Source organism: Mycolicibacterium lacusdiani, from assembly GCF_021916785.1.
GTDB lineage: Bacteria > Actinomycetota > Actinomycetes > Mycobacteriales > Mycobacteriaceae > Mycobacterium > Mycobacterium lacusdiani.
Window position 1 is genome coordinate 251,924 of sequence record NZ_JAKCFC010000008.1, and the last position, 12,101, is coordinate 264,024.

The following is a 12,101-nucleotide window of genomic DNA, read 5'->3' on the forward strand; positions in this document are numbered from 1 at the left end:
GGTTCAGTCCCGTGGAGGGCCTGCTCGCGTTGTCCGACCGCGGCGCGGGCGTGCCGCTGCGGGAACTGGCGCTCGTCGGGCTGACCGCGGCCATCATCACCTACTTCGCGACCGGCTGGGTCCGCGCGCTCGCCACCCGGTGGGGTGCGGTCGCCTACCCGAGGGAACGCGACGTCCACCTGCAGCCGACGCCGCGCATGGGCGGGCTCGCGATGTACATCGGGGTCGTCGTCGCCGTGCTTCTGGCGTCGCAACTGCCCGCTCTGACACGGGGTTTCGTCTACTCGTCGGGGATGCCCGCCGTCGTCGTCGCAGGTGGGCTCATCATGGCGATCGGCGTCATCGACGACCGGTGGGGTCTGGACGCGCTGACCAAGTTCGCCGGCCAGATCACCGCGGCGAGCGTGCTCGTCACGATGGGCGTGGCCTGGAGCGTGCTCTACATCCCCATCGGCGGCGTCGGCACCATCGTGCTGGATCAGGTGACGTCGATCCTGCTGACGCTGGCGCTGACGGTCTCGATCGTCAACGCGATGAACTTCGTCGACGGCCTCGACGGGCTCGCGGCGGGGCTCGGCCTCATCACCGCGGCAGCAATCTGCATCTTCTCGATCGGACTGCTGCGCGATCACGGCGGCGACGTGCTGTTCTACCCGCCCGCGGTCATCTCGGTCGTCCTCGCGGGGGCATGCCTGGGATTCCTGCCGCACAACTTCCACCGCGCCCGGATATTCATGGGCGACTCCGGCTCGATGCTGATCGGGCTGATGCTCGCGGCCGCGTCGACCACCGCGGCGGGGCCCATCTCGCAGAACGCCTACGGCGCACGTGACGTCTTCGCACTGCTCTCGCCGTTCCTGCTCGTGGTGGCCGTCATGTTCGTCCCCGCGCTCGACATGTTGCTGGCGATCGTCCGCCGCACCCGCGCCGGCCGCAGTCCGTTCAGTCCCGACAAGATGCACCTGCACCACCGGCTGCTGCAGATCGGCCACTCCCACCGCCGAGTCGTCCTGCTGATCTATCTATGGGTCGGAATCGTCGCGCTGGGCGCCGCGAGCACGATCTTCTTCGACCCGCGCTACACCGGCGCGGTGATGCTGGCTGCGATCGTCGTGGCCATCGTCGCGACGCTGGTGCCACTGCTCAAACGCGGGGGAGAAGCTCCCAGCGACTTCGCAGACTAGCTCCGCGAAGGTCGGGTACGACGTTTAGTAGTAGGCCCGTTTTTTGGCTCTCTACCTTGTGGTACGTTACTGGCAGAACCCGAAAAACCTCGCGGGTTGCCGGCCCGGCCCATCGGTCAGAAACACCGATCGGCGCCGACTTACGACCGACAAAGGGAGCTACCCCTTGGGTGATTCCAGCGCGCCGCATGCCCTCCGTTACGCTCGTCGGGCACGGCACCGGAGCATCACTATTCAAAGGGGAATGGTCTCTCGTGAAAGCGGGATGGGGGTGACGCAGTGACGACGCCAGCGCAGGACGCGCCGTTGGTGTTCCCGGCAGTGGCCTTCCGGCCTCTCCGTCTGCTCGTGGTCTGCGTGGCACTCACCGCAGTCGCGATCGCGGCGTCGGCATTCACCGGCAATTTCCTCTTCGGCGTGTTCTTCGGCGTGGGTCTCGGCCTCGGTTTGCTCAACGCGATGCTGGTGCGTCGCGCGGTCGAGGCCATCACCGCCGAGGATCACCCACTCAAGAAGAAGATGGCCGTCAACTCGGCGACCCGACTGCTGGTGATCACCGCAGTCGCACTGACTGTCGCATTCGTCTTCAAGGCACATGGCGGGATCGCGGTGCTCTTCGGTCTGGCGATCTTCCAAGCACTGCTGGTGATGAGCACCAGCATTCCGGTGCTCAGGAAGATTCGCGGCGAGGGGCTCAACGTGGATGAGCGCTCGCGCGAAGACCATCAAGTGGTCGACACGGAATCGAAGGATTGATGACTGAGTTGATGAACCAAACCGTTCTCGCCGCCGAAGAGGGTGGCGCCGCCATCCACGTCGGGCACCACATCCTGGTGTTCGAACTGTTCGGCATGACGTTCAACGGCGACACGATCATCGCAACCGCGATCAGCGCGCTGATCGTCATCGGGCTGGCGTTCTTCCTGAAGTCCAAGGTCACCTCGACCGGGGTTCCCGGTGGCGTGCAGCTCTTCTGGGAGGCGCTGACCATCCAGATGCGCCAGCAGATCGAGGGCTCGATCGGCATGAAGGTGGCGCCGTTCGTGCTGCCGCTCGCCGTGACGATCTTCGTCTTCATCCTCGTGTCGAACTGGCTCGCGGTGTTCCCGCTGCAGTACGGCGGGGCGGACGGCGCAGCGGCCGAGCTGTACAAGGCGCCCGCGTCGGACATCAACTTCGTGCTCGCGCTCGCACTGTTCGTGTTCATCTGCTACCACGCCGCAGGCGTGTGGCGCCGCGGCATCATCGGCCACCCGATCAAGGTGGTCAAGGGTCACGTCGCGTTCCTCGCCCCGATCAACATCGTCGAGGAACTCGCGAAGCCGATCTCGCTCGCACTTCGACTCTTCGGCAACATCTTCGCCGGCGGCATCCTGGTCGCGCTGATCGCGATGTTCCCCTGGTACATCCAGTGGGCGCCCAACGCGATCTGGAAGACGTTCGACCTCTTCGTCGGTCTGATCCAGGCCTTCATCTTCGCGCTGCTGACGATCCTGTACTTCAGCCAGTCGATGGAACTCGATCACGACGAGCACTGACCACACCTACCGAACGACGAACGAACGACCCGAACTCTGATGGCGCGGCCATCAGCTATCAAGGAGGAATAAGGAATGGATCCCAACGCCATCATCACGGCTGGCGCGCTGATCGGTGGCGGCCTGATCATGGGTGGCGGTGCCATCGGCGCCGGTATCGGTGACGGCATCGCCGGTAACGCACTGATCTCCGGAATTGCCCGGCAGCCCGAGGCCCAGGGCCGGCTGTTCACGCCGTTCTTCATCACCGTCGGTCTGGTCGAGGCCGCATACTTCATCAACCTGGCGTTCATGGCGCTGTTCGTCTTCGCCACGCCGGGTCTGCAGTAGTCCGTCGGCATGGGTGAACTGACCGCAACGATTCTCGCCGCGGAAGAAGGCGGCGGGGGGACCAGCAACTTCCTGATCCCCAATGGCACCTTCTTCGCCGTCCTTCTCATCTTCTTGATCGTGCTCGGCGTGATCGCGAAGTGGGTCGTGCCGCCGGTCAGCAAGGTCCTCGCCGAACGTGAGGCCATGCTGGCCAAGACCGCGGCCGACAACCGCAAGTCGGCAGAGCAGGTGGCTGCCGCACAGGCCGACTACGAGAAGACGATGGCCGGTGCTCGGGGCGAGGCCTCGGCGATTCGCGACGAGGCCCGCAACGAGGGCCGACGCGTGGTCGACGAGAAGCGCGCCGAGGCCAGCAGCGAGGTCGCGGACACCGTCCGTGCCGCAGACGAGCAGTTGTCGCAACAGGGTTCGGCCGCACAGTCCGAACTCGAGTCGTCGGTCGACGGGCTGTCCGCCAAGTTGGCCAGCCGGATACTCGGCATCGACGTCAAGCCAGACGTGAACACGAGCGGGAGCCGCTAGATGTCGATCTTCATCGGACAGCTGATTGGCTTCGCGGCCATCGCGTTCATCATCTACAAGTGGGTGGTGCCGCCGGTCCGCAACATGATGCACAAGCAGCAGGAGGCCGTTCGCGCCGCACTCGCCGAGAGTGAAGAGGCCAGCCGCAAGCTGGCCGACGCCGACGCGATGCACGCCAAGGCCCTCGAGGACGCCAAGGCCCAGTCGGCCAAGGTGACCGAAGAGGCCAAGCACGACTCGGAGCGCATCGCGGCTCAGCTGACCGAGCAGGCCGGCGCCGAGGCCGAGCGGATCAAGGCCCAAGGCGCACAGCAGGTTCAGTTCATGCGCCAGCAGCTCATCCGCCAACTGCGCGCCGGTCTCGGTGACGAGGCCGTGCAGAAGGCGAGCGACCTGGTGCGCTCGCACGTGGCCGACCCGGCGGCTCAGGCCGCCACCGTCGACCGCTTCCTCGACGAACTCGACGAGATGGCACCGTCGAGCGCCACGATCGAGACCGGTGCATCGGCGCGTCTGCGCTCCGCCAGCCGGGACGCCTTTGCTGCCCTGAGCAACGAGTTCGACGGCGTGGCCGGTGGCCTCGACGCAGACGGCCTCACCACCGTCGCCGACGAATTGGCTTCGGTCGCACGGCTGATGGTCAGCGAGCCCACGCTCAAGAAGCACTTCGCCGAGCCGACGGACGACGAGTCCGCCAAGGTCCGGCTGGCCGAGCGGTTGCTCTCGGGCAAGGTCGGCGACCCGACCCTGAGCCTGGTTCGCACCGCCGTGTCGCAGCGTTGGTCCGCCGAGGACGATCTGGTCGACGGCGTCGAGCACACCGCTCGGCTGGCGTTGCTCAAGCGGGCCGAGGCCGCAGGCGAGGTCGACGAAGTCGAGGATCAACTCTTCCGCTTCGGCCGGGTCCTCGACTCCGAGCCGCGGCTGTCGAGCATCCTGAGCGACTACACGGCGCCGGTCGATGGCCGAATCCAGTTGCTGGACAAGGTGCTCACCGGTGGCTCGGACGTGAACGCCACGGCCGCAGCGTTGCTCAAGCAGACCGTTGGCCTGCTGCGCGGCGAGCGCGCGGACGAGGCGGTCACCGACCTGGCGGAGTTGGCAGTCGCCCGTCGTGGCGAAGTCGTCGCCCAGGTCGTCGCCGCAGCCGAATTGTCGGATGCCCAGCGCACCCGGCTCACCGAGGTGCTCTCCCGCATCTACGGACACCCGGTCGCCATTCAGCTGACCGTCGACCCCGACGTGCTCGGTGGTCTGTCGATCGCCGTCGGCGACGAGGTCATCGACGGGTCGATCGCATCCCGGTTGGCCGCCGCACAGACCCAGCTACCGGACTGACGAGCGCATGCGCGACGAACCGATGGCACCGACTCAGACGCTTCATCAAAGACAAGGTAGGAAGACGAGAACATGGCAGAGTTGACAATCTCCGCTTCTGACATCGAAGGCGCCATCGAGGACTACGTATCCTCGTTCGCCGCCGACACGGAGCGTGAAGAGATCGGCACCGTGATCGACGCCGGTGACGGCATCGCGCACGTCGAAGGCCTGCCCTCGGTCATGACCCAGGAACTCCTCGAGTTCCCCGGTGGTGTCCTCGGCGTGGCGCTGAACCTCGACGAGCACAGCGTCGGCGCCGTGATCCTGGGCGACTTCGAGAAGATCGAACAGGGCCAGCAGGTCAAGCGGACCGGCGAGGTCCTGTCGGTTCCCGTCGGTGACGCCTTCCTCGGTCGCGTGGTGAACCCGCTGGGTCAGCCGCTCGACGGACAGGGCGACATCGCATCGGACAAGCGTCGCGCGCTCGAGCTGCAGGCACCGTCGGTGGTGCAGCGCCAGGGCGTCGAAGAGCCGCTGCAGACCGGCATCAAGGCCATCGACTCGCAGACCCCGATCGGCCGCGGCCAGCGCCAGCTGATCATCGGTGACCGCAAGACCGGCAAGACTGCAGTCTGCGTCGACACGATCCTGAACCAGCGCGAGAACTGGGAGTCCGGCGACCCCAAGCAGCAGGTGCGCTGCGTCTACGTCGCGATCGGCCAGAAGGGCACCACGATCGCCAGCGTCAAGCGGGCGCTCGAAGAGGGTGGCGCGATGGAGTACACCACCATCGTGGCGGCCCCCGCCTCCGACCCCGCCGGCTTCAAGTGGCTTGCGCCGTACACCGGTTCGGCCATCGGCCAGGAGTGGATGTACGACGGCAAGCACGTCCTGATCGTGTTCGACGACCTCACCAAGCAGGCCGACGCCTACCGCGCGATCTCGCTGCTGCTGCGCCGCCCGCCGGGCCGCGAAGCCTTCCCCGGCGACGTCTTCTACCTGCACTCGCGTCTGCTCGAGCGTTGCGCGAAGCTGTCCGACGAGCTGGGCGGCGGCTCGATGACCGGCCTGCCGGTGATCGAGACCAAGGCCAACGACATCTCGGCGTTCATCCCCACCAACGTCATCTCGATCACCGATGGCCAGTGCTTCCTGGAGTCCGACCTGTTCAACCAGGGCGTGCGACCGGCCATCAACGTCGGTGTCTCGGTGTCCCGCGTGGGTGGCGCCGCACAGATCAAGGCGATGAAAGAGGTCGCGGGTTCGTTGCGCCTCGACCTGTCGCAGTACCGCGAGCTGGAGTCGTTCGCGGCATTCGCCTCGGACCTCGACCCCACGTCGAAGGCTCAGCTCGAGCGTGGCGCCCGCCTCGTCGAGCTGCTCAAGCAGCCGCAGTACAGCCCGCTGCCGGTCGAGGAGCAGGTCGTCGCGATCTTCCTCGGCACCAAGGGACACCTGGATTCGGTTCCGGTGGAGGACGTTCAGCGCTTCGAGACGGAGTTCCTCGAGCACATGCGCGGCTCGCACGACGACGCCCTGAAGCAGATCCGGGAGACCAAGAAGTTCCCCGAGGACGCCCAGGAAGCCCTCGAGAAGATCGTCAACGAGTTCAAGCAGGGCTTCTCGGCCACCGACGGCAGCTCGGTCGTGGTCAACGAGTCCGAGACCGAGGCGATGGACCCCGATGACGTCGAGAAGGAATCGGTCAAGGTTCGCAAGCCCGCTCCGAAGAAGAACTAGGACCGGAGAGGTCTGGAAAAGCTAGATGGCAGCCACACTGCGGGAGCTACGCGGCCGCATCCGTTCCGCCGGGTCGATCAAGAAGATCACCAAGGCCCAGGAACTGATCGCGACGTCGCGGATCGCCAAGGCGCAGGCCCGAGTCGAAGCGGCTCGGCCCTACGCCGGCGAGATCACCAACATGCTCACCGAGCTCGCGGGAGCCAGCGCGCTGGATCACCCGTTGCTCGTGGAGCGTGAATCGCCCAAGCGCGCAGGCGTTCTGGTCGTGTCGTCCGACCGCGGGTTGTGCGGCGCCTACAACGCCAACGTGTTGCGGCGTTCCGAGGAACTCTTCTCGCTGCTGCGAGAAGAGGGCAAGCAACCCGTCGTGTACACCGTCGGCCGCAAGGCGCTGGGCTACTACAACTTCCGGGGCCGCGACGTCGTGGAGTCGTGGAGCGGTTTCTCGGAGCGTCCCACCTACGAGCAGGCCAGGGAGATCGCCGAGGTGCTCGTCTCGGCCTTCATGTCCGGCGCCGACGACGAGGGTGACGACGCCGGCGAAGACGGCATTCTCGGTGTCGACGAGCTGCACATCGTCTTCACCGAATTCAATTCGATGCTGTCCCAGTCGGCGGAGGCACGCCGGATCGCGCCCATGGTCGTCGAGTACGTCGAGGACGCCCCGGACGAGGGCCCGCGCACGCTGTTCTCGTTCGAGCCCAGCGCCGAGACGCTGTTCGACGCGCTGCTGCCCCGCTACGTGGCAACCCGCGTCTACTCCGCACTGCTCGAGGCCGCGGCGTCCGAATCCGCTTCGCGCCGCAGGGCGATGAAGTCGGCGAGTGACAACGCCGACGATCTGATCAAGGCACTGACGTTGGAATCCAACCGTGAGCGCCAGGCCCAGATCACCCAGGAAATCAGCGAGATCGTCGGTGGCGCCAATGCGCTCGCCGACTCCAGATAATTCTTAGAACCACGCCCCGTCAGGAAGCGAAGAAGAAAATGACTGCCACCGCAGAAGACACCAAGACCGCAGGTCGCGTGGTCCGCATCACCGGCCCGGTCGTCGACGTCGAGTTCCCGCGGGGTTCCGTGCCGGAACTGTTCAACGCGTTGCACGCCGACATCACCTACAAGGAGATGGCCAAGACGCTGACCCTCGAGGTCGCGCAGCACCTGGGCGACAGCCTGGTGCGCACCATCTCGATGCAGCCGACCGACGGACTGGTCCGTGGCGTCGAGGTCACCGACACCGGACGCTCGATCTCGGTGCCCGTGGGCGACGGCGTCAAGGGCCACGTGTTCAACGCCCTGGGCAACTGCCTCGACGAGCCCGGCTACGGCGAGGACTTCGACCACTGGTCGATCCACCGCAAGCCGCCGTCCTTCGACTCCCTCGAGCCCCGTACCGAGATGCTCGAGACCGGCCTGAAGGTCGTGGACCTGCTGACCCCGTACGTCCGCGGCGGCAAGATCGCCCTGTTCGGCGGCGCAGGCGTCGGCAAGACGGTGCTCATCCAGGAGATGATCAACCGCATCGCCCGTAACTTCGGTGGCACCTCGGTGTTCGCCGGCGTGGGGGAGCGCACCCGCGAGGGCAATGACCTCTGGGTCGAACTCGCGGACGCCAACGTGCTCAAGGACACCGCCCTGGTGTTCGGTCAGATGGACGAGCCGCCGGGCACGCGTATGCGCGTCGCCCTCTCGGCGCTGACCATGGCGGAGTACTTCCGCGACGAGGCACAGCAGGACGTGCTGCTGTTCATCGACAACATCTTCCGGTTCACCCAGGCGGGTTCGGAGGTGTCGACGCTGCTCGGCCGCATGCCGTCCGCGGTGGGTTACCAGCCGACGCTGGCCGACGAGATGGGCGAGCTGCAGGAGCGCATCACCTCGACCCGTGGTCACTCGATCACCTCGATGCAGGCCGTCTACGTGCCCGCCGACGACTACACCGACCCGGCGCCCGCGACCACGTTCGCGCACCTCGACGCCACCACGGAACTCTCGCGTGCGGTGTTCTCGAAGGGCATCTTCCCGGCGGTGGACCCGCTGGCGTCGAGTTCGACGATCCTGCACCCCAGCGTCGTTGGCGACGAGCACTACCGCGTCGCGCAGGAGGTCATCCGAATCCTCCAGCGTTACAAGGACCTCCAGGACATCATCGCCATCCTTGGTGTCGACGAGCTGTCCGAGGAAGACAAGCAGCTGGTGTACCGCGCCCGCCGCATCGAGCGCTTCCTGAGCCAGAACATGATGGCTGCCGAGCAGTTCACCGGCCAGCCCGGCTCGACGGTGCCGCTCAAGGAGACCATCGAGGCGTTCGACAAGCTCACCAAGGGCGACTTCGACCACCTGCCCGAGCAGGCGTTCTTCCTCATCGGTGGGCTCGACGACCTGGCGAAGAAGGCCGAAAGCCTCGGCGCGAAGCTGTGATGAGCGCTCCGATCCTCCGAAAGGCGGTGTGACGTGGCTGAATTGCACGTCGAGATCGTGGCCGTGGAGCGCGAGCTGTGGTCGGGCGACGCGACGTTCGTGTTCACCCGCACCACGGCGGGCGAGATCGGCATCCTGCCGCGGCACATTCCGTTGGTGGCGCAGCTCGTCGACGACGCGATGGTCCGCGTCGAGCGCGAGGGCGAGGACGACCTGCGCATCGCGGTCGACGGAGGATTCCTCTCCGTCACCGAGGAGGCCGTCCGCATCCTGGTCGAGAACGCTCAGATCGAGTCGGAGATCAACGCCGACGAGGCGAAGCAGGACTCCGAGTCCGACGACGAGCGCACCGCGGCGTGGGGACGCGCGCGTCTGCGCGCCGTAGGCCAACTCGACTAGCCGCCGATGAGCGCGTCCATGATGGTCATGGTCGCGCTGGTCGGTGTGTTGTTACTGGTCGTCGGCGTCCTCGGTTACCGCCTGTGGAAGTTGCGGCAGGTGGGCGGGACGGCCGCGATCATGCGCGATCTGCCCGCGGTCGATGGGCATGGTTGGCGGCACGGGGTCATGCGCTACCGCGGCGGCGAGGCGGGTTTCTACCGGTTGTCGAGCATCCGCTGGTGGCCTGATCGGCGTCTGCCGAGGCGCGGCCTCGAACTGGTGTCGCGGCGCTCACCGCGTGGCGACGAGTTCGACATCATGAGTCAAGAGATCGTGGTGCTCGAGATTCGGGACACCAGCGTCGAACGCCTTCGCGGCTATGAGGTGGCACTGGACCGTGGCGCGCTGACGGCGTTCACGTCGTGGCTCGAGTCGCGTCCGTCGCCGCGCGCCCGCAGGCGGTCGAACTAGCTTCTGTCGCCACCCGGCTGCCAGAGCACGTCGCCGTCGGGATTCGCCACGCGCGACAGGATGAACAGCAGGTCGGACAGCCGGTTCAGGTACTTGGCAGGCAGGACGTTCACCGTCTCGCCGTGCTGTTCGACCGCCCGCCACGCCGATCGCTCGGCGCGTCGCGTGACCGTGCGGGCGACGTGCAGGTGGGCCGACAGTGCCGTGCCCCCGGGGAGGATGAACGAGTTCAGCGCCGGAAGCGCGTCGTTGAACTCGTCGCACCAGCCCTCCAACCGGTCGACGTAGTCCTGCCGGACGCGCAGGGGAGGGTACTGCGGGTTCTCCACCACCGGCGTCGAGAGGTCGGCGCCGGCGTCGAACAGGTCGTTTTGGATCTGGAGCAGCACCGCGAGCATCTTCTCCTCCGGTCGTCCCACCGAGACGGCGACGCCGATGGCGGCGTTGGCCTCGTCGCAGTCCGCATACGCCTCCAGCCGCGGATCGTTCTTCGACACGCGGCTGAAGTCGCTCAGCCCGGTGGTTCCGTCGTCGCCGGTACGGGTGTAGATGCGGGTCAGGTGCACTGCCATGGGGAAACCGTACCCGCGGACACGGTCCGTCCGGATCGTCGGTGGCCATCGGCATGGCCTGAGCTGATTTAAACTGACCGGCGTGAGCGAGCGATTCGTGGTGACCGGTGGCAACCGGTTGTCGGGCGAAGTAGCCGTCGGGGGCGCAAAGAACAGCGTGCTGAAGCTGATGGCCGCGGCTCTGCTCGCAGAGGGCGTCAGCACCATCACCAACTGTCCCGACATCCTGGACGTCCCCCTGATGGCCGAGGTGTTGCGCGGTCTGGGCGCCACCGTCGACCTCGACGGATCGACGGTGAGGATCGACTCGCCGGACGAACTCAAGTACGACGCCGACTTCGCCGCGGTCCGCCAGTTCCGCGCGTCGGTGTGCGTGCTCGGTCCTCTGGTCGGGCGGTGCAAGAAGGCGAAGGTGGCGTTGCCGGGCGGAGACGCGATCGGCTCGCGTCCGCTGGACATGCACCAGGCCGGTCTGCGCCAACTCGGCGCGAGATGCAACATCGAGCACGGCTGCGTGGTCGCCGAGGCGGATCACCTCCGCGGCGCCGAGATACAGCTGGAGTTCCCGTCGGTCGGTGCCACCGAGAACATCCTGATGGCGGCGGTGCTGGCCGAGGGTGTGACGACGATCCACAACGCCGCACGCGAGCCCGACGTCGTCGACCTCTGCGAGATGCTCAACCAGATGGGCGCCCAGATCACCGGTGCCGGCTCGCACACGATGGTCATCACGGGCGTCGACCGACTGCACCCGACCGAACACCGGGTGATCGGCGACCGCATCGTCGCGGCGACGTGGGGGATAGCCGCAGCGATGACGCGCGGCGACATCTCGGTGACGGGCGTCGATCCTCAACACCTGCAGTTGGTGTTACACAAGCTGCACGACGCCGGCGCGACGGTGACCCAGGACGACAACGGCTTCCGGATCGTCCAGTACGAACGGCCGAAGGCCGTGAACGTGGCGACCCTGCCCTTCCCTGGTTTCCCGACGGATCTGCAGCCGATGGCGATAGGCCTTGCCTGCATCGCCGATGGGACTTCGATGATCACCGAGAACGTCTTCGAGGCGCGGTTCCGCTTCGTCGAGGAGATGATCCGGCTGGGCGCCGACGCCAGGACCGATGGACACCATGCCGTGGTGCGCGGTCTGCCGCAGCTGTCGAGTGCACCCGTGTGGGCATCCGACATCCGCGCCGGAGCGGGTCTGGTTCTGGCCGGCTTGGTCGCCGACGGCGACACCGAAGTGCACGACGTGTTCCACATCGACCGCGGCTACCCGTTGTTCGTGGAGAACCTGGTGGCACTCGGCGCCGAGATCGAGCGCGTACCGTAGCCGTATTCCACTGTCTAGCTGTGGTTTTGGCGAACTGGCCATGTGCATGTAAGGTTGTATTCAAGCCCAGCGGCCCGGACCTAGCGGAACGGAAGTTGGGCCTTGACCTCACCGAGTCTGATGTTGTAGGCTGGCGGGGTTGCCTGAAAACCAGGTGTGTTGTTTGAGAACTCAATAGTGTGTTTGGTGGTTTTTGTTTGTTGTTTGGTCATGCCTCTTTTTCTCGTTTAGGGGTGTGATGTTTTTTTGGATGCCAGTTTTGGTGTCTTTTGTCTGATCG

The 12,101-nt window shown here is 66.1% G+C and carries 13 protein-coding genes; 12 read left to right on the plus strand and 1 reads right to left on the minus strand.

The window, feature by feature from the left end; translation table 11 throughout:
• Positions 1-11 precede the first annotated feature (11 nt).
• From LOK44_RS22715 to LOK44_RS22765, 11 genes are all read left to right on the plus strand, one after another.
• A complete protein-coding gene (locus LOK44_RS22715; protein WP_163924086.1) occupies positions 12-1,184 on the plus strand; it encodes a glycosyltransferase family 4 protein in 1,173 nt (390 codons plus the stop codon).
• A gap of 279 nt (positions 1,185-1,463) precedes the next feature.
• Positions 1,464-1,940, plus strand: coding sequence for an ATP synthase subunit I (locus LOK44_RS22720; protein ID WP_237572344.1), 477 nt, complete (start codon positions 1,464-1,466; stop codon positions 1,938-1,940).
• Positions 1,941-1,951: 11 nt separating this feature from the next.
• Entirely contained in the window at positions 1,952-2,722 is a 771-nt protein-coding gene (gene atpB / locus LOK44_RS22725; protein ID WP_237572373.1) for a F0F1 ATP synthase subunit A, read from the plus strand.
• A gap of 75 nt (positions 2,723-2,797) precedes the next feature.
• Complete coding sequence (locus tag LOK44_RS22730; RefSeq protein WP_163924093.1) at positions 2,798-3,052, plus strand: F0F1 ATP synthase subunit C; 255 nt, start codon at positions 2,798-2,800, stop codon at positions 3,050-3,052.
• Between the two features lie 9 nt (positions 3,053-3,061).
• Positions 3,062-3,577 carry a F0F1 ATP synthase subunit B gene (locus LOK44_RS22735; RefSeq protein ID WP_237572345.1) on the plus strand — a complete coding sequence of 172 codons (516 nt, stop codon included), beginning with the start codon at positions 3,062-3,064 and terminating at the stop codon, positions 3,575-3,577.
• Entirely contained in the window at positions 3,578-4,915 is a 1,338-nt protein-coding gene (locus LOK44_RS22740; protein WP_237572346.1) for a F0F1 ATP synthase subunit B/delta, read from the plus strand.
• Between the two features lie 72 nt (positions 4,916-4,987).
• The gene (gene atpA, locus LOK44_RS22745) at positions 4,988-6,637 is read left to right on the plus strand and encodes a F0F1 ATP synthase subunit alpha (protein ID WP_163924099.1); all 1,650 of its coding nucleotides are present in this window, start codon (positions 4,988-4,990) and stop codon (positions 6,635-6,637) included.
• A 25-nt stretch (positions 6,638-6,662) separates the two neighbouring features.
• Positions 6,663-7,589 (plus strand): F0F1 ATP synthase subunit gamma, encoded by a 927-nt coding sequence (locus LOK44_RS22750; RefSeq protein WP_237572347.1) that lies wholly within the window; start codon positions 6,663-6,665, stop codon positions 7,587-7,589.
• Between the two features lie 38 nt (positions 7,590-7,627).
• Positions 7,628-9,061, plus strand: a complete 1,434-nt coding sequence (atpD, locus tag LOK44_RS22755; protein ID WP_163924103.1) for a F0F1 ATP synthase subunit beta — start codon at positions 7,628-7,630, stop codon at positions 9,059-9,061.
• A 33-nt stretch (positions 9,062-9,094) separates the two neighbouring features.
• A complete protein-coding gene (locus LOK44_RS22760; protein ID WP_163924104.1) occupies positions 9,095-9,460 on the plus strand; it encodes a F0F1 ATP synthase subunit epsilon in 366 nt (121 codons plus the stop codon).
• A 6-nt stretch (positions 9,461-9,466) separates the two neighbouring features.
• Complete coding sequence (locus LOK44_RS22765; protein ID WP_163924105.1) at positions 9,467-9,913, plus strand: DUF2550 domain-containing protein; 447 nt, start codon at positions 9,467-9,469, stop codon at positions 9,911-9,913.
• Here the strand turns inward: LOK44_RS22765 and LOK44_RS22770 are convergent.
• A complete protein-coding gene (locus LOK44_RS22770; RefSeq protein ID WP_237572348.1) occupies positions 9,910-10,485 on the minus strand; it encodes a cob(I)yrinic acid a,c-diamide adenosyltransferase in 576 nt (191 codons plus the stop codon). The genes LOK44_RS22765 and LOK44_RS22770 overlap by 4 nt on opposite strands.
• Before the next feature lie 82 nt (positions 10,486-10,567).
• Here LOK44_RS22770 and murA point away from each other — a divergent pair, with 82 nt between their 5' ends.
• On the plus strand, positions 10,568-11,821 hold the full coding sequence (murA, locus tag LOK44_RS22775) for a UDP-N-acetylglucosamine 1-carboxyvinyltransferase (protein WP_237572349.1): 1,254 nt from the start codon (positions 10,568-10,570) through the stop codon (positions 11,819-11,821).
• Positions 11,822-12,101 lie beyond the last annotated feature (280 nt).